This is a genomic window from Shimia gijangensis (assembly GCF_900142085.1).
Lineage (GTDB): Bacteria > Pseudomonadota > Alphaproteobacteria > Rhodobacterales > Rhodobacteraceae > Shimia > Shimia gijangensis.
In genome coordinates this window covers 1-17,286 of the sequence record NZ_FQZQ01000038.1, presented here as the reverse complement: position 1 = coordinate 17,286, position 17,286 = coordinate 1, and the positions used below count along the sequence as shown (strand labels likewise).

The 17,286-nt window shown below is 50.0% G+C and carries 15 protein-coding genes; 8 read left to right on the top strand and 7 right to left on the bottom strand.

Features of this window, described 5'->3' with window-relative positions:
• Positions 1–161: 161 nt before the first annotated feature.
• From BUC32_RS19130 to BUC32_RS19095, 7 genes are all read right to left on the bottom strand, one after another.
• Positions 162–737 (bottom strand): GIY-YIG nuclease family protein, encoded by a 576-nt coding sequence (locus tag BUC32_RS19130; protein WP_139280802.1) that lies wholly within the window; start codon positions 735–737, stop codon positions 162–164.
• A gap of 431 nt (positions 738–1,168) precedes the next feature.
• The gene (locus BUC32_RS19120; RefSeq protein WP_073256995.1) at positions 1,169–1,729 is read right to left on the bottom strand and encodes a hypothetical protein; all 561 of its coding nucleotides are present in this window, start codon (positions 1,727–1,729) and stop codon (positions 1,169–1,171) included.
• The gene (locus tag BUC32_RS19115) at positions 1,722–2,471 is read right to left on the bottom strand and encodes a helix-turn-helix domain-containing protein (protein WP_073256992.1); all 750 of its coding nucleotides are present in this window, start codon (positions 2,469–2,471) and stop codon (positions 1,722–1,724) included. The genes BUC32_RS19120 and BUC32_RS19115 overlap by 8 nt, the downstream gene beginning before the upstream one ends.
• Complete coding sequence (locus tag BUC32_RS19110; protein ID WP_073256989.1) at positions 2,471–2,773, bottom strand: winged helix domain-containing protein; 303 nt, start codon at positions 2,771–2,773, stop codon at positions 2,471–2,473. The genes BUC32_RS19115 and BUC32_RS19110 overlap by 1 nt, the downstream gene beginning before the upstream one ends.
• Positions 2,774–2,880: 107 nt before the next feature.
• The gene (locus BUC32_RS19105; protein WP_073256986.1) at positions 2,881–3,060 is read right to left on the bottom strand and encodes a helix-turn-helix transcriptional regulator; all 180 of its coding nucleotides are present in this window, start codon (positions 3,058–3,060) and stop codon (positions 2,881–2,883) included.
• A 216-nt stretch (positions 3,061–3,276) separates the two neighbouring features.
• Positions 3,277–4,179, bottom strand: a complete 903-nt coding sequence (locus BUC32_RS19100) for a hypothetical protein (protein ID WP_073256983.1) — start codon at positions 4,177–4,179, stop codon at positions 3,277–3,279.
• A complete protein-coding gene (locus tag BUC32_RS19095) occupies positions 4,176–5,408 on the bottom strand; it encodes a tyrosine-type recombinase/integrase (protein WP_073256980.1) in 1,233 nt (410 codons plus the stop codon). The genes BUC32_RS19100 and BUC32_RS19095 overlap by 4 nt, the downstream gene beginning before the upstream one ends.
• 296 nt (positions 5,409–5,704) lie before the next feature.
• On the opposite strand from BUC32_RS19095, the gene BUC32_RS19090 reads away from it, so the two are divergent.
• The 8 genes from BUC32_RS19090 (at position 5,705) to BUC32_RS19055 (ending at position 17,141) form a co-directional block, all read left to right on the top strand.
• A complete protein-coding gene (locus BUC32_RS19090) occupies positions 5,705–6,871 on the top strand; it encodes a tyrosine-type recombinase/integrase (RefSeq protein ID WP_073256977.1) in 1,167 nt (388 codons plus the stop codon).
• A 30-nt stretch (positions 6,872–6,901) separates the two neighbouring features.
• On the top strand, positions 6,902–7,876 hold the full coding sequence (locus BUC32_RS19085; protein WP_073256974.1) for a hypothetical protein: 975 nt from the start codon (positions 6,902–6,904) through the stop codon (positions 7,874–7,876).
• A 155-nt stretch (positions 7,877–8,031) separates the two neighbouring features.
• On the top strand, positions 8,032–8,229 hold the full coding sequence (locus tag BUC32_RS19080; protein ID WP_073256971.1) for a MerR family transcriptional regulator: 198 nt from the start codon (positions 8,032–8,034) through the stop codon (positions 8,227–8,229).
• The gene (locus tag BUC32_RS19075) at positions 8,229–8,648 is read left to right on the top strand and encodes a MerR family transcriptional regulator (protein ID WP_073256968.1); all 420 of its coding nucleotides are present in this window, start codon (positions 8,229–8,231) and stop codon (positions 8,646–8,648) included. The genes BUC32_RS19080 and BUC32_RS19075 overlap by 1 nt, the downstream gene beginning before the upstream one ends.
• 58 nt (positions 8,649–8,706) lie before the next feature.
• Positions 8,707–9,726, top strand: a complete 1,020-nt coding sequence (locus BUC32_RS19070) for a tyrosine-type recombinase/integrase (protein WP_073256965.1) — start codon at positions 8,707–8,709, stop codon at positions 9,724–9,726.
• Between the two features lie 85 nt (positions 9,727–9,811).
• Positions 9,812–14,722, top strand: a complete 4,911-nt coding sequence (locus BUC32_RS19065) for a DEAD/DEAH box helicase (protein ID WP_073256961.1) — start codon at positions 9,812–9,814, stop codon at positions 14,720–14,722.
• Positions 14,722–16,263: an AAA family ATPase gene (locus BUC32_RS19060; protein WP_073256958.1), complete on the top strand. Its 1,542-nt coding sequence runs from the start codon at positions 14,722–14,724 to the stop codon at positions 16,261–16,263. Before BUC32_RS19065 ends, BUC32_RS19060 begins: the two co-directional genes overlap by 1 nt.
• Entirely contained in the window at positions 16,260–17,141 is an 882-nt protein-coding gene (locus tag BUC32_RS19055) for an HNH endonuclease (protein ID WP_073256955.1), read from the top strand. The genes BUC32_RS19060 and BUC32_RS19055 overlap by 4 nt, the downstream gene beginning before the upstream one ends.
• Positions 17,142–17,286 lie beyond the last annotated feature (145 nt).

Genomic DNA, 17,286 nt, shown 5'->3' with positions numbered 1-17,286 from the left:
ATCGCAAACACGCCGCATAATACCATCAACAAGATGAGCCAAACACTCTCTTAGTTTAGGCCGCTCTTGGGCCCAAAAACTCTGCCGACGGACACTAGCACCCCCAAGAAAAAGTACCTTATCATTGTCACTATCCAACCCTTCCTAGATTTGTATTTAGGCTAATTCGAGCTTCGAATGTTCCAATTTAGCTCAAATTTCTTGATAATTCCCAGTTCTAACCCTGAACACCCATCCACAGGAAAACCATTCCAATCCAGATCGGGAGGGTGGGCCAACAAGATTTCTACTGATTTCCCATCCATTAGAAGTTGTTTTATCAGCGCATTAATTCTTTGGTTGGTCTTTTGAGAAGGGCCAGGGCGCGAATAGTGTCCGAGCCTCTGTGCCACGCTCTTAGTCGCCACGCCAACGTACTGAACTTGGCCATCTACTGCAAAAGCGTACACTGCCGGTTTCGGTGGTAATCGTACGCTGGATTGGATCTCCATTTCATCGCGCTTTACCCATTTGGCAACAGGCAAAAATCCACGTGAAACCAGTTGGGCGGAACTCAGCGAAGGTTTTTCGGTTAGAATAGGATATTTTTTCATTTTTGATGGCAGCATTTTTTCTTGGGCCAACACATTGTAAACATGTTGATATCGAAGGTTGAGATAGCGAGCTATGTCCGCAGTTGGCATACCTTGCACAGCCAATTGTCTGATTTGCTCAGATTTTGATTTTGGTTTGTCCAAATTTCCCCCACATATGTTGCCTTGGGCAACAACGACCCTAAAGGATTGATGCGAGTGTAATTGTATTAGCCTCTCGCAAGCAACTTGCCCGTGGAGATGCGAGCCTCAATCGTTTCATTTACCCAGCTCGAGTTGTACCGAAGCCGTGCCCCCACTTCAAATCTGTCGGCTTTCCCTAGCTTTTAGCTTCCTTTACCAATCGCACAAACTCATTAATTGCCTTTCGCATCTCTACCCATTTCTGCCCGCGCATACCGTGTTTATAAGCTGGGTTGGCCTTTCCTGGGCCGTGGCCGCTTCGGGCACCATGAAGCCGACACACAGACCAACCTCGCACAGCCGGGGCCTTACATGGCATACCTGTCCGCTTGGAATGGGCACTGCATCTGGGCGCTTTATTCATCAATTCCACTAGGTTCATGGGGTTGGCGTCACTTTTCATCTTTACCCCCACCCCCTTGTGCCACGTTGCCGACAATGGCCTGCCCTCCGTCCTCAACATTCACATGCTGCACTGTGACAGTCTGTTTACCGCCGTTGCGGTGTTTGCGCAGCGCTTCCATTTGCGTGGTGAACGTGCGCGCCAATTTATTTAGCCCGTTTCCATTCAATTCTCGCATCCGAGCAGATTCAGAATTTGCGAGGCAACTGGCGGCTCTAATTGTTGCCATATGGGTGGCTGCCATTTGCACCGCCAACATGCGCTCAATAGGGTCTCGTGGGGCCATGTCTTGGATGATTGAGATTATGAACAACCTGGCGTCCTCGGCCTCACTGTCTCCCCCAGCTTCTAATCTGGTCAGTATCTTCAGACATTGGGTTAAAAGCAAAGAAGACTGAGCGTTGCACCCTGTTCCAAAAACATCCGACAGAGCATGGTCGCGAGACAGTTCAATTTTGTGGCCCTCTTCATGCGACCCTGAAAAAGAGAGACCGACGTCGTTATGTTCAGCTATATCTTTACTCGATTTTATTTTCTTGGGCTTAGCCATGGGAACTGCTCCTGTTCGATCTGTTTCTTTCGGGTGCATTCTTTTTTGCGAGACCACACAACCCGAGGCCTTCGGAAAAGTTAGTGCGCAATTCCTCAGTAGGTATGGTTATTAGATATGCACCACAAAAGGGTGCAGGCTCAGGGCAAAAATGGGCGGTTTCCGCACCACAAAAGGGTGCAGGGTCGGGTGTTTTTGGGGCTTTCTGCACCACATAAGGGTGCAGGCCTGCACCACATAAGGGTGCGGGGTTTTGTTTTTTAAACCGAGAAGCATCGCCGGATTTACGGCCTCGCTTGTGATTGCCATAGACGAGAATTGGGTAATCTTCCTTCCATTTTTCAGCTTCCTTCGTTGCGGATTTGAAGGTACGCCCAGCGCCAGTAGGAAGCATGGTCAGCCGGAAATGTGCTGTCTCACCGCGCCCATCAGTGCCCAGACAGCCAAGGTAGGTAGACACAATCCAACCCTTGGCCTGAAGGTCCGCTAGTGCGCTCATCGCCGTCTTAACGTTGCATCCCATGTCCTCAGCTAACTTGCGAGGGGATCGAAAAATCTTCCCGTTGTTATTCTCAACCTTTGGGTTCTTCTGCGCTGTCTCCGCAAAACACCGGATTTGAAGATTAAAGTATGCATCGCGAGCGGGAAAACCGAGCGCTTTCCATGCGGGAAGAGCACGGTGTGCCCTTACCCACTTAGTGAACTGCTCTTGGCGCGCCTCGTTGCGTTTGTTACGTCCCATCAGGTGGCACCTCCGTCACCTCTCTGCACCTGTGCTTGCAGTACGTAGCGGGCATGATGGCCGGGGTATGGTCCTGCGTGACGCTCTGTCACTGTCTCAATAGGCACTCCAAATTCTCGGAGATTGAATGCATAGGCGCTCCAGCGTGGCGCAGGGTTGTTGATTGGCGTGCACCCATGTGTGCCAGCCTTCATCAATTGTTCCATTGCCCAGCGGTTACGGCCCGCCAGCACTAGGTTGAAGGTTTTTCCCATCGCTGTCGTGATGGTGTAAATTGTTTTCTCTTGTTTCTGCTCTGTCATCCGATTTGACCTTTTGCCAATCGGGCGTTTGGGATAGCTTGAGGGTGTCTGAAGCCCCCCATTTCTATGCTATCGCCCGCGCCCGTATTTGATGGGGGCGGGTTTTCTTATGCCGGTTGGCGTTCCTTGAACCATTTGGCGATAGCGCTTTCCGGCCATGCCACGGCACTGCGCCCGATTTTCACGGGGCGGGGAAAGTGGCCTTCATCCATCAACCGATAGATAGATGAACAACTCAGGCCAGTGAGTTCTTCTAGTTCGGGGCGACGGTAGTGTTTCTCCAGCATGGCGCGGGACCTCTCGGGTTTGGTTGCGGTATGCTGGGAAAGGTGGGGGAAAAGGAGGCGGCCGAATAGGAGACTAGGTTGTGAAAACCGACAGGGGGAATGGCCGCATGAGTGGGGCTAGTAAACTTAGTATTAAGGCCGGTAGAGATGAGTGGAAGGAAAAAGTAACATATTGTCAGCAGCTTAAATTAGGGGGGTGGTTTCTCTCTACCTAACTTAGAAAGGTATTTCACTGTCTAAGCCGTCGCCCGCGTCTTCAAGATTGAGTGAGTTTGGGTAGTTGTTTGGCGATGGTTTTGGTAACCGGCTATTTGGCTCATCGGATGAGGGGTTAGTTGGAGTGGCTCCGCCTTTGGGATTCCAGTTCACAACCTTTGCTAGTTCATCGGCAACTGCTTCGGAAACGATTCCATCTCCGTCAGCTACTCCGAAATTTGCGGCGTTGCTTCTCAACCAATCCAAGAGAGTTTGTTTGACTGACCTGTTTCTTGCGGGCTGCGAAACTGCCTCCCAAGCCGCTACACAGGCGGCGAGCTTCGGTGCGTATCGTGGATTTCCTTTATCTCGAAAGCCTTCCTGAATGCCCGTGCCGAAAAAGAATGCAGGGAAGAAATTCCGCTCGCGCAACCAGTCCTTTAAGTCGGACGTAAGAATCGTTGTTTCCCGCCAATTTGGCTCGGTACAGATGTAAACTGTTTCACCCGCTTCAAACGCTGCCAGCGAGAAGTTGGCTTTTATAGTGCCATAGCTTGGGTCACGACTCATCAATTCGGTATATTTGAAACCTTGCTCGTTAGATGTTGTAAAATCGTCGTACGTGTCGCTTGGAGGGGTGTCATAGCCGCCTCGGTAAGTGTCAAAAGGAAAGCGAGCACTTAACTTTATGTTGGCCCGAAGCCCATTTGACAAAATGGCAGAGCGAAGCGCTTTGAATGCTGGTTCAAATCCTACATGGTTTGTTTCCTGAATTTTGTTGTTGTCGTCATCCCAATAGTGTTGAGCGGGGTCGTTCCCAGTGATCAAAATAGCCGCATCAACTACTGACAATTCATCAGTTAGCTTCCAGTAGTCCAAGGCACTGGGACCTGACGGTGCGTCGTATCCAGAAAATCCGCTCATTTAATCCTCACAATATTGCTGTAACCGTGGTTCAGATAAATTGCCCAGCTTTCCATCATTTTGGTGCGCTTCTCGAATAGGTCAGAGCGCGCATATGCGGCTTCTGCCTTGTCTTTGATGGTGTGAGCCAAGGCGGCCTCCGCGACTTCTCTGGGGAAGCTGGTGCGCTCCTGTGCCCATGTGCGGAACGACGTGCGGAAACCATGTACATCAGCATCAAAGCCGAGCTCTTTAACTAATTTCGAAAGCGTCATGTCGGAAAGTGGCTTTCCGCGCTGTGTGCCGGGGAACACGAACTCTGAACCATCTGACATAGCCTCAGCATCCTTTAGCAAGCCCAGCGCGCGTTCTGAGATTGGAATGCGGTGCTCTTTCTTTGCCTTCATCCGCTCAGGCGGAACAACCCAAGTTGCGGTGACTGCGTCGGAGGCAGTAGTAGCTCCATGAAAATCAAACTCAGTCCAGCGTGCCAACCGTGTTTCGCCTGAACGGGTTGCGGTAAGCACCAAAAACTCCAATGCCAGCTTAGTGGTCGCGCCAGCTTGCGAGGACTTCACAACGTCAATGCAATTGGCCACCTCCGAATAGGGCAGGGCCTTGCGGTGCTTCTGTGTCTTGTCCTGCTTTGGAAGAGCCTGCGCTATCGCCTCGGCAGGATTGTCTTGTCGCCACCCTTGGGCAACAGCCCATTTCATGATGGTGCCAATCCGCTGGCGAACACGGCGCGCGGTTTCGGGTTTTTGTGTCCAAATTGGGGTAAGCACTCTCAGCACGTCTGCCGTGGTCACATCGGCGACCTTGAGGTTGCCCATGTACGGGAAGGCGTAAGTTTCCATTGTGCTGATAAACTGTGCCGCGTGCTTGGCATTGCGCCAGGTTGGTTTATGCAGTTCGTGAACCTTGCGGGCGGCTTCTTCAAAAGTGAGGACTGCCTGTGCCTGCTTCTTGGCCGCCAGAGGGTCGCCCCCGGCACGCGCCAGTTTGCGATTTACAAGCGCAACCTCACGCGCTTCTGCAAGGGTGACAAGGGTAGGGGAGCCGAGCCCCAGCTCGCAACGCTTGCCGCGAATAGTGATGCGCTGAACCCAGAAGCGAGAGCCGTTTTTCTCAACCCTTAGGAAGAGGCCCTGTCCGTCGAAGTACTTGCCCGGTTCTTTAACATTGCGGACAAACTGCGCCGTCAATGCTCTTTCCGGTCTGCGAGTGCCTTGCACAATTTCTTCCCCCATCTCTTCCCCCACAACTTGGGGGAAGCAGCGGGAATGTTCAAGACCTCTTGGGAAGCTAATCTGGTTAATCTATTTGCAAGACAGTTGCTTACGGTAACCTATAGGAATGGGTTAGAATGTACGTAGGCGGACTTCGTCTCCGCCATCTTACATTTTTGTTTGATTTGAATGGGCCGCTTTAAGCGGCCTTTTTCTTTTGTTTATTGCGGTTTAGGTGAGTTGTTCGCTTGTCTTGAATTTCTTTCGGTTGTGTCTATATTCGTTCCTTGGGTGGTATGGAATGTGGTATTTTGAGGATGGCTCTATCCGGCAAGCTGACCAAAAAACTGGTCGAGAATCTAGGCGCAGGGCGTCATGGCGATGGCAATGGTCTCTATTTGGTTGTTGACCCATCGGGCGCGCGACGCTGGATTGTAAGGGTGGTGGTCAAGGGCCAGAAGAACAAGAAGGGTGCGCCCCTCAGGACGGATTTCGGGTTGGGCGGTGCTGACATCGTGACGCTGAACCAAGCGCGAGAACGCGCGCTAGAATATCGACGGATGGCCAAACAGGGCTTAAACCCACGTTTCAAAGCCCAGCGCGAAATCCCGACGTTTGAAGAGTTTGCCCAGCAAGTGCATATTGAACGTATGCCGACTTGGAAGAATGCCAAACACGGTCAGCAGTGGATTAATACCTTGCGCGACTATGCCTTCCCTAAAATCGGACGGATGCCGTTGGATAGTATCGATCAACCCGAAGTCATGATGTGCTTATCGCCTATCTGGACGGAAAAACATGAAACAGCGCGGCGGTTGGCGCAGCGGATCAAGACGGTTCTGGATGTGGCCAAGTCCAAAGGCTTTCGGTCTGGGGAAAATCCCGTTACGGGTATTAAGGACGCTGGAGCATTGCCCAAGGTGAAGGTTAAACCTAAGCACCACAAGGCAATGCGTTGGCAAGACGCGCCCGCGTTCTATGCTGACCTCAAGACCCGCAACGCCATGTCTGCCAACGCCCTGCGCTTCACTTGTTTGACGGGGTCGCGCACGGGTGAGGTCTTGGGGATGCGGTGGGATGAAATCGACTTTGATGCGCGTGTCTGGAATTGCCCAGATGAGCGCATGAAGACGGGCGAGGAACACCGCGTCCCGTTAACGGACGCAATGTTGTCGATCATTGAACCTCTGAAAACGTTGAAATCTGAATATGTGTTTGAAGGCCAGAAACGTCACAAGCCCCTGTCGAATATGTCGATGTTGATGCTGTTGCGACGAATGAACGTGGAGGGCGTGACGGTCCACGGCTTCCGTTCTACGTTCCGAGATTGGGCGTCCGAAGTGGCCAGCGCACCGCGCGAGATTGCTGAAATGAGCCTTTCACATAAAGTTGGGTCTGATGTTGAGCGGGCCTACGCGCGATCCGATTTGCTGGACAAGCGGCGGGCATTGATGGAACGCTGGTCTACGTTCATTGCTGGCTAAGAGGCTAAACGTAGTACAGGGAGTTTTTACATGATCGAAAAGCCAAAGACTGGCTTAGTTGATTTCTTGCCGCATGAGAGATCTTTTGCACAACGTTTTGTAGATTCAGTTTTTGCGAACAAAGAGGGGTTGCCTGCGAGTCGTGTCTTTGAAGAGGCTTTCTCAGACGACGGTTATTCAGCCAGTTTTATTGACGCTCAGCATTGGGCTGTTGGTGTTCTGAACGAGTCGAGTCTGGAGCCAATGAAGCGGTTTGCAGACTTGGATCTTGTTGGGGAGATCTTCTGTCAGTGCTTCATTCCTTACGATACTGGGAAATTGAGCTTGGGAGACGCCAAAGCAAAAGGTGTCGAAATGGCAGAGAAATTCTTTGAGGGGACTGATCAGGAGGTCATGTTTGATCAAGGACCAGAAAGTTCAGTTTGGTTTGCGGCTCATATTTATCGGCTTAGTGAGGAGGTCGGGATGGCGATCTCTGATGAAGTCGAAGCGAGGGCCGAGGTTGATGACCTCGCAGGGAATGTTGACGACTATTATCTCGGAACAGCTGAAGAGGAGCGCAAGATTGAGAGGCGAAATCCTTACGTTATGTTGGTGAACGCAGGGGTTAAAATCGGGTCACTTTATCGGGATGCATGGTGGAAAGAAAATCATGAAGCCGCCGCTTTAAACTTTTATGCGCAAGCCGCCGCTCGGAAAATAGGTAGCCCACGTGGCGGAGACGCAACGGCGGAAAAATTTGCAGTGTTGAGGACGAAGTGCTTAGAACTTTTCGAAACGGCTTTTGAAGAGAAGGGCGTTTCGTTTTTAGGAGCACCGATTGGTATTGTGGCTCACTCAATAAGAGAAATTGCTCTCAGAGATATGCCGAGTGATTTTCTTGGACCTCAAGGAAAACCACTAAGCGAACGTTGGTTCCTTGAAACGCTAGAAGAATTTCAGGCGAATGGTGAGTTCGGCCCAAAAATTATGGATCTAACGAAAAAGGCGTTAGGCCACATTTGATAAATAGGTATGGCTGTAGGCATTGGATTTTTTGCGGTAGAGGCTAGGCTCTATCTGTCATTAGGTTTAGGCCTAAGGCTATGTAAGTTATTGTTTTTATTTAATTAAATGAGTGTCATTCATGCGACATGGAAAGCATGGAAAGATGATCAAACATGACCACTCTATTTGAAAACAACCGCAACTACGTCCTCGGCGACGACGAACTCGACCTCATTGGGGACCGCGATAAGCTGGCCCAATGGCGTCACAAAGGTATGGGGCCAACCTTTTACCGCCTTGGCCGCAAGATCGTCTATCGTGGCTCCGACCTGAACGCGTGGGCAGAAGCGCGGCGGGTTGAGGGCCTATAGTGGCGCGGCGCTTTAAGACGAGATCCATCAAAGCCAACAAGTCCTATCGGGTTCCTGAGTTGGCAGAGGCGGCGGATGTTTCCATTGCGACGGTTCGTAACTGGATCAAAGCAGGGATGCAGTGCGTCGATGGCAATCGTCCGACGATCGTCATGGGGTTTCAGGCTCTAGAATTTCTGACCGCTCGTAAGGCCGATGCAAAACGCCCTTCAGCATTGGATGAGTTCTTTTGCTTCCGTTGCAAGGCCACCAGAGCGGCGCTGGGGTCGATGGCAGACTATGAGCCTACAAGTGAGAAGGGCGGACGACTGAAGGCGCTGTGTGGCGTTTGCGAATGCCAATGCAACCGCAATATAAGCGCACGCGACCTGCCCCAAATCCGCAAGGTTCTGGAAGTGGCGACGAGGGGTAATCGGTGACCCTAAAGGAACCCCTCAACCCCCTCTTAAATTACCACTTCAAAAAGGACCCGGAGTCATGCGCAAATTCAATGCAGAAAACGAGCGTATCAAGCGGCGCTATGTGAACTATCTTCGAGAAGCCAAAGGCCAGGATGAAAAGTCGCTCGACAAGGTGCGGGCGGCGCTGGTGAAGTTTGAGGACAGCACCAAATTCAAACCTTTCAAAGCTTTTCACATCGAACAGGCGCGGCACTTCAAGGACGCCTTGAGCAGTACGAAAACGGTCAAAGGTAAACCCTTGGCCTTGTCAACAACAGACGCAACTTTGCGCTTGGTCAAAGGGTTCTTTCATTGGTTGGCGGGCCAGCAGGGGTTTAAGAAGGTGCTGAGCTATGCTGACGTGGAATATTTCAACAACAACCGCAACGACGCCCGCGCCGCTCACGCACAGCGACCTGTTCAATACCCGTCCAAACAAGCTGCTCATCATGCCTTTCAGGGCATGGCCGGGCAGACTGAGTTGGAGAGACGTGACAAAGCCATGTTTGCTTTCCTGATGATCACTGGCGCAAGGGTCGGCGCAGTCTCTTCTTTGCGCCTGAAGCATATTAATTTGGTAGACGGGTTCGTTTTTCAAGATGGCCGCGAAGTTCGGACCAAAGCGGGAAAGACGATTACAACATGGTTCTTCCCGATGCATCCCGATTATCTGGCCAATTTCACCGATTGGGTAGGGTTTTTGCGCAATAAAAAGATGTTCGGGCCAGAAGACGCCTTGTTCCCCAGACCTGAACGACGCCTAGTCGACGGAAAGTTCGTGTTTGATACTCTGTCTCGTGAAATCTACGCTAATGGGTCAAAGGTAAATGAAGTGTTCCGCACGGCGTTTGCGCAAGTCCAAATGCATCCATATCACCCTCATAGTATCCGTAAGACCCTGGGGCAGGAGTTAAGTGACCGAAACTTGCCACTGGCAACGCAAAAGGCATGGTCGCAGAATTTGGGCCATGAAAACTTCACAACCACTGTTTCCAGCTATCTGCCAGTTACCGGGCAACAGCAGGGTGAGTTGATAAAGTCTCTGCACCCCGCCTAGGATAATGGTTTTGAGAGCGTCGCAATCATAAGTTGACTTACCTTGATGACGGTGGGAACCCTGTTCTTTGAGAATAGGAGCTACTATGCGTAAATCACTTGCCCAAATTCTGGATGAAATCCGTCTAAAGTCGCAGTCAGAATTTGAGAAAGGCGAATTTTTTGAGAAGCTAGTTAAGGTCTTTCTGGAGAATGACACCCTTCAAGGGCAACCCTACGACAAGGTTTGGCTGTTCAAGGATTGGGCCTCAGAACGTGGATTGCCATCGAATGATACGGGTATCGACCTTGTCGCACGTCTCGCCGACGGATCAGGGTTTTGCGCTATCCAATGCAAATTCTATGCCTCTGATAGCAGTATCAACAAAAAGCATATCGACTCTTTCGTTTCAGCGGCATCGACTAAGGACTTTGTGAGCCTTGTCATAGTTGACACTACCCTCAAGGATTTTAGCGCGAATTTGACCGCGATGTTGGATAATCTGGACAAAGATTGGCACCGGATCGCGTTGTCGGACCTTGAAAAGAGTCGAATTGATTGGTCTGCCTACTTCCGTGACCACACTATCAAGCTTAGCGACCCGAAGACGCTACGGGACCACCAGAGAGAAGCTTTGGAGGCAGTTAAGAATGGCTTGGTAAGCGCAGATCGCGGCAAGCTGGTTATGGCCTGTGGTACTGGTAAAACTTTCACAAGCTTGAAGATCGCAGAAGAGTTGGGCGGCAAAGGTAAGCTTGTTCTCTACATGGTGCCTTCCCTAGCGTTGATGTCTCAAACCGTGCGAGAGTGGAAAAACGATTGCGCAGACGACTTCTTGGCCTTTTCCGTTTGTTCCGATGTTAAAGTGGGCAAGCGAGAAAGCGAAGGTGATGCAATACAATTTACGGTGCATGATCTTGCCTTCCCCGCCACCACTGACGCTGGTAAAATCGCTCAACAGATAGCTGTTAGCGACCGTGAAAAGATGGTTGTGGTATTCTCGACCTATCAATCCATTCAAGTGCTGACAGATGCACAAAAAAATTATGGCCTACCTGAGTTTGATTGGATCATTTGTGATGAAGCGCACCGGACCACTGGTGCGACCCTTGCGGGTAGCGATGAAAGCAATTTCGTAAAGATCCATTCAAATGAAAATGTGGCGGGTAAGAAACGCCTCTACATGACTGCGACACCAAAAATCTTTGGTGAGAACGCAAAGGCCAAGGCCAAGCAACATGACGTTGCTTTGGCCGATATGAACGACGAAGCCAAGTTCGGTAAAGTTCTATTCTACAAAGGCTTTTCCTGGGCCGTAGAGAACAATCTTCTGGCTGACTACAAGGTTATCGTGCTTGCCGTCGATGAAGGCTTAATTAGCGCTGGCGTCCAAAATCGGTTGGCTGAATCTAGTGAGATGAAGCTGGACGATGCGACTAAAATTATTGGCTGCTACAAGGCCCTGACCAAACATGAGTTAATCGGCGAAGAAGCTGAATACCCAATCCCAATGAAAAGGGCATTGGCCTTTTGTAAAAACATTGCTGTTTCCAAGATGATTACCGGCGAATTTTCTGAGGTGGTCGATGAGTACCTGAACAATGAGGACATCGGCGACAACAGTGGTCCTGCGCTGGAAGTGCAAACGCGCCATGTGGATGGCACCTTCAACGCAAAACAACGCGAGGATTGTCTGGACTGGCTCAAGGATGATGACACTGACGATGTCACTTGTCGCATCCTGACCAACGCGCGATGCCTGTCCGAAGGGGTTGATGTGCCAGCTTTGGATGGCATCATCTTTATGCATCCACGCAAAAGCCAGATCGACGTTGTGCAATCCATTGGGCGCGTGATGCGCAAGGCTCCGGGCAAAGATATGGGCTATGTCATTCTGCCTGTTGCTGTCCCTGCTGGCGTGGCACCCGAGGACGCGTTGAACGACAACGAACGCTATCAAGTGGTCTGGCAAATTCTCAACGCCCTGCGGTCGCATGATGAACGGCTGGACGGGGCTATTAACCAGATTAGCATCGGCGAAGATGTGTCCGACAAAATTCAAATCATCGGCGTCACACAAGAAATGATGGCGACGACTGCCGTTGTTGAAGACATTGACGTAAACAAAACTACGGCGGCCAAGCGGAGTGATGTTGGTGGCAGTGCAGGGGATCATGCCGATGGTGAGATTGTTATTGATGACGAGGAGCAACAGCTAGGCTTTGTTTTTGATGAACTGACTCAGGCCCTGCGCGCTAAGATCGTTGAAAAATGCGGCACGCGCGAACACTGGGACAAGTGGGCCAAGGACATCGCCAAGATTGCCGAAACACATATCACGCGGATCAGCACAATTGTTGCGAAAGAAGGCGAAGAGCGAACCGCGTTCATGGCCTTCCTTGATGAAATTCGCGACGACCTGAACCCAGAAATTTCCGAACAAGACGCCATTGAAATGCTGGCGCAACACCTGATCACCAAACCTGTTTTCGACACTCTGTTCCGCGACAACCACTTCACGGCGAACAACCCCGTGTCCAAAGCGATGGAGATCGTGCTGGGCCAGCTTCACCACCACAACATCGGCAAAGAGGCTGAGACGCTCCAAGGCTTCTATGACAGCGTGCGTAGGCAGTCAGAGGGCATCAAGACCGCCCAAGGCCGCCAGGCGCTTGTGGTGCGCCTCTATGATCAGTTCTTCCGCTCTGCCTTCCCGGCGATGACGCAAAAGCTGGGCATCGTTTATACCCCTGTCGAGGTGGTGGATTTCATAATTCATTCCGTCAACGACGTGCTGAAATCAGAGTTTGGACAAACGCTCGGCAGCAAGGGCGTACATATCCTTGACCCCTTCACCGGAACAGGCACCTTCATCACGCGGTTGCTGCAATCGGGGCTAATCAAACCCGAAGAGCTGGAGCATAAATACAAACACGAAATCCACGCCAACGAGATTGTCTTGCTGGCCTACTACATCGCCGCGATCAATATCGAAGCAGTCTATCACGACATGGCCAAGGAACACGCGATGGCGCTGAGCGAGAGTGGCGAAGACATGCCCTACGCGCCCTTTGACGGGATCGTGCTGACGGACACCTTCCAGCTTTACGAGCAAGAAAAGGACATGATCGCGGACCTTTTGCCGGATAACTCAGAGCGGCGGACGGCCCAAAAACGGCGCGATATTCGGGTGATTATTGGGAATCCACCGTATTCTGTGGGGCAAAAAAATGCCAATGATGACGCGAAGAACGTTCCTTACCCCGGCCTTCGAAAGTCACTTCAAGAAACATACATCAAGAGGTCAGATAGTAACGCTAGAAGCGTCTATGACAGCTATGTGCTTGCCATAAAATGGGCAACAGATCGTCTGAGAAATGCTGATCAAGGTGTCGTCGGGTTCGTTTCAGGAAGCGGCTTCATCGAAAAGCCTGCAATGGACGGGATGCGTAGGTGCCTGAAAGATGATTTTAGTTCTTTGTTCGTCATCAATTTGCGCGGCGATATTCGCAAAAACATGTTGAGCAAAGGGGCGGCGAAAGAAGGTGGGAATGTCTTTGATAGCGGAAGTATGACCGGGATTGCTATATCATTCCTTGTAAAAAATACTGATGCCTCGGAACAGGGAAAAATTCACTATTTTGACATTGGCGATGACCTATCGTCAGTCGAGAAAAAACGTATTCTCTCGGACCTAGGGTCATTTTCAGCTTTGTCGAAGAAATGGCAAGCCGTAGAGCCTAACGAACAAGCCGATTGGATAAATTTACGCGATCCAAGTTTTGAGAAATCAATCGCTATAGGGGATAAACAGAAAAAGTCATCGCTCACTGTATTCAAGAATTTCTCGTTAGGTATTGCAACCAATCGTGACGCTTGGGCTGTCAATAGTTCGCGGGGCGAAGTTGGCCTAAATATGGAGCGAATGATTGATTTTTATTCAGCGGAGTTAGCGCGATTTAAGGAATCACCGGAGCAAGAAGTCGAGAAGACAATCAGCCTAGACCCCAAAAATATTAGTTGGTCGTTTCACCTAAAGAAGCGAATGAAATCATTGAAAAACGCAAATTTTTCATCGACTCAAGTTAAGCCAATTTTGTATAGGCCGTTCGTTAAACAGTGGATCTACTATGACAAACTCTTCAACGAGTATGTCTACCAAACTCCCAAATTGTTTGCAGATGGTGATGCAGAAAACCTCGGAATTTCAATCTCTGGAATTGGATCTAGAAGCGGCTTTACCGCCTTGATGATTGATCGGCTGATTTCTGGGGATATGGTCGAAAAAGGCCAATGTTTTCCTCTCAAACTCTACGACCCCGCTAGCGCCGATGATGGCCTCTTTGCCACTGGCGACACGGGCTATACCGAACGCGATGGGATCAGCGATGCGGGGCTAGAGCACTTCCAAGACGCTTATGCGGGCGAGCAGATCAGCAAGGAAGACCTGTTCTATTACATCTATGGTCTGCTGCATTCCCCTGATTATCGCGAGCGGTTCAAGAACAACCTGTCCAAAGAACTCCCCCGCATCCCCGCCGTCAAAACCGTCGCCGATTTCTGGGCGTTCTCCAAAGCAGGCCGCGCGCTGGGCGATCTGCATGTGAACTACGAAATCGTCGAACCCTATCCAGTCGTGATCGCCGAAGGTGATTTACGCTTGGCACATATCCCCGACCCAGAAGCATACTACCGCGTCGAAAAGATGAAATACGGCGGCAAGGGCAAGAACAAAGACAAAACCATTGTCCACTACAACCCACGCATCACCATCACAGGCATCCCCCTTGAAGCCTACGACTACGTCGTCAACGGCAAACCCGCGCTGGATTGGGTGGTGGAACGCCAATGCGTGAAAACCGACAAAGCCAGCGGCATTGTCAACGATGCCAACCGCTACGCCATCGAAACCGTCGGCGACCCGGTATATCCACTGGTACTGTTCCAACGGGTGATCACTGTCAGCCTGGAAACGATGAAGATCGTGAACGGGTTGCCTAAGTTGGATATTGATTGATGGAATTTCACGTCATTGGCTCAAGAGTAGCAATGCCTTCAAGTGGCATAGACACCGTCTATTTAAAAATTGATCACTGGAACGACTATTCGTTTGTAACAATGTTTGAAGTTCAAGCATTTGATGAACGTGGGACATCGCATGAACTTCCGAATGTCAAGATAGGCTTTGTCGGCCAGACGGATGCCACCAGCACTCACCAAGCTTTGGACGCGAACTTTTCAACTCTACCTGAAGGTTTTTTTTCGTTAGGTACAAATGTGGAGTTCTATAAGGACCTCCGCAGCAATTTTTCAACTGAATGGCGGACAAGGTTCCTTGTCGGCCTTAAAGATGTTGTACACAATCCAGAAATCTTAAAGCAGGCAGAGAATGAAAGTGTGTTTCAGACTTCTTTGCTACGATCGGCAAATATCAAAGACGTAAGGGACCAGTTTGTCAGTGTTTTGCGTGGGGAAGTGCTCCTAACAGATTTCCATTTTGGTTTTGATCTTCCCTCTTCCGACAAATTTGCTGGTTATGACCTAGAGTTTGTTGTCCGAGCAAACTCTACACCAAGTACGAATATGCACGCGTTAATCGGGCGAAACGGCGTGGGGAAAACTACGCTTCTTAACTCGATGGTTAGAGCAATTGCCCGTAGTTCGGAAACAGATGCCCAATTCTATACTGACGATATTCTATTAGATCGGCAGGCAATAGGTGATGAGTATTTCAGCAGCCTGATCTCGATAGCTTTTAGCGCTTTTGACCCATTCGATCTTCCGCCAGAACCGGATGGAACAGAAGTAAAAACACACTATTCTTACATCGGTCTAACTGACTATGCGGATGAAGGCGGAGCAATTATTAAATCAAAAAAGCAACTGCATCAGGAGTTTGCAAAAAACTTGGAGGTTTGCCTAGCAGAAAGTGGTCGAAAAAATAGGTGGCAACAGGCGATGTCAGTTTTGGAAAGTGACGGCAACTTTGCCGAAATGGACCTTCAAGATTTGGCAGAGCTTGATGGCGAAGAGCTTAAAAAACATGCTCTTTTCGTGATAGGTAAAATGAGTTCAGGCCATGCAATCGTGATCCTCACATTGACTTGTCTAGTTGCGAAAATTCAAGAAAAGACTTTGGTTTTGTTTGATGAGCCAGAAAGCCATCTACATCCGCCGCTGTTGTCAGCGTTAATGCGAAGCCTCAGTCAGTTGCTTTCGAGCAGGAATGCTATTGCTATTTTCGCCACTCATTCGCCTGTTGTCTTGCAAGAGATTCCGAAATCTTGCGTTTGGAAGGTTTATAGATCGAAGTTGTCTTCGGATTGGGCACGCCCAGAGACAGATACATTTGGCGAGAATGTTGGCACTCTGACTAGGGAAGTTTTTGGGCTGGAAGTCACCAAGTCCGGTTTTCATACGGTTTTGACTGACTTAGTTTCTGACGGCGGTAGTTACGGCGAGATCTTGGGCGGGTTGGAAGGCAATTTGGGCTTTGAAGCTAAAGGTATCTTGAGGGCCATGATTGTTAACCGAGATGGCGGAATTGACCACGAATGAAAAAACTAAACGTGCCAGAGTATCCGTCAATTGAGCTGTTCGACAATGGTGTGGAAGATTTGAATGCTGCTGCACTCAGTCCATTGTTTCTGGCGAACAGGCAAGCAGTGCAGGATGCATATGTGGATTTCCACTCAGAGACACTGACGCAAACTTGGAGTAATCTCCCGAAAGCTCGACATGGTCACCCCACAGCCATTATCGTTGGGGGCCTGTCGAAGGAAAATTTGGTGAAGTTGTACGACGAAGGTGTGGTGAAATCTAAAGGGCAAGCAAGGAAAATTTACGACTCCATCAAGCTCGCGGCCCACGATGAGTGTCCTTATTGTGGAGGGGTAGGGGAAATCGGTTCATTGGATCACTATCTGCCAAAGGCACGATTTCCAGCTTATTCCGTATTGCCTAGTAACCTTGTTCCAGCCTGTGACGTTTGCAACAAAGGAATGGGGAGCAACTTCCCCTCAAACCCAAATCTTCAACCGCTTCATCCGTACTTTGATGCGCCGCATTTCTTTGATGAAAAATGGACGATAGCAAGAGTTTCGCAAGAAACTCCCATAGTCGTTAGTTTTGACGTAGCAGCTCCACCAGGCTGGAGCGTCAAAGACCAGAGCCGTGTGGCACAACATTTCGAGGATTGTAATTTGGGAGAACGGTATCGATCTAGGGTATGGTCAGAGCTTGCCCCACTAATTTCGCAACGCAAGTCTACTTTGAGAATGCTGGATGCAATTCAGTTCCGCGCACACTTGTCAGTTATTGCAACTGAACCCGAACTGCCAATCAATGGCTGGAAGCGAACACTTTATCATGCCTTGGCAGCCTCGAACTGGTTTTGCAGCGCTGATTTTACAGCGCCAACCCCTCACCTTCCATAGGTGCAATGTTCATTGCGAAAACTTCTCAGTTTTTGTACCGTGCGTGGTATCTAAAGCGGCGAGCTTGAAAGCTGAATCATGGGATTCCCATTTGGTTTGATTTGTGATTCATCCTGATTGGGAGGATGTTTTATGTCAGCAGCGC

What these genes read in the sequence shown, in the direction of transcription:
- BUC32_RS19120 (WP_073256995.1), bottom strand. Translation starts at nt 1,729, where the DNA reads ATGGCTAAGCCCAAGAAAATAAAATCGAGTAAAGATATAGCTGAACAT.
- BUC32_RS19115 (WP_073256992.1), bottom strand. Translation starts at nt 2,471, where the DNA reads ATGGGACGTAACAAACGCAACGAGGCGCGCCAAGAGCAGTTCACTAAG.
- BUC32_RS19110 (WP_073256989.1), bottom strand. Translation starts at nt 2,773, where the DNA reads ATGACAGAGCAGAAACAAGAGAAAACAATTTACACCATCACGACAGCG.
- BUC32_RS19105 (WP_073256986.1), bottom strand. Translation starts at nt 3,060, where the DNA reads ATGCTGGAGAAACACTACCGTCGCCCCGAACTAGAAGAACTCACTGGC.
- BUC32_RS19100 (WP_073256983.1), bottom strand. Translation starts at nt 4,179, where the DNA reads ATGAGCGGATTTTCTGGATACGACGCACCGTCAGGTCCCAGTGCCTTG.
- BUC32_RS19095 (WP_073256980.1), bottom strand. Translation starts at nt 5,408, where the DNA reads ATGGGGGAAGAAATTGTGCAAGGCACTCGCAGACCGGAAAGAGCATTG.
- BUC32_RS19090 (WP_073256977.1), top strand. Translation starts at nt 5,705, where the DNA reads ATGGCTCTATCCGGCAAGCTGACCAAAAAACTGGTCGAGAATCTAGGC.
- BUC32_RS19085 (WP_073256974.1), top strand. Translation starts at nt 6,902, where the DNA reads ATGATCGAAAAGCCAAAGACTGGCTTAGTTGATTTCTTGCCGCATGAG.
- BUC32_RS19080 (WP_073256971.1), top strand. Translation starts at nt 8,032, where the DNA reads ATGACCACTCTATTTGAAAACAACCGCAACTACGTCCTCGGCGACGAC.
- BUC32_RS19070 (WP_073256965.1), top strand. Translation starts at nt 8,707, where the DNA reads ATGCGCAAATTCAATGCAGAAAACGAGCGTATCAAGCGGCGCTATGTG.
- BUC32_RS19065 (WP_073256961.1), top strand. Translation starts at nt 9,812, where the DNA reads ATGCGTAAATCACTTGCCCAAATTCTGGATGAAATCCGTCTAAAGTCG.
- BUC32_RS19060 (WP_073256958.1), top strand. Translation starts at nt 14,722, where the DNA reads ATGGAATTTCACGTCATTGGCTCAAGAGTAGCAATGCCTTCAAGTGGC.
- BUC32_RS19055 (WP_073256955.1), top strand. Translation starts at nt 16,260, where the DNA reads ATGAAAAAACTAAACGTGCCAGAGTATCCGTCAATTGAGCTGTTCGAC.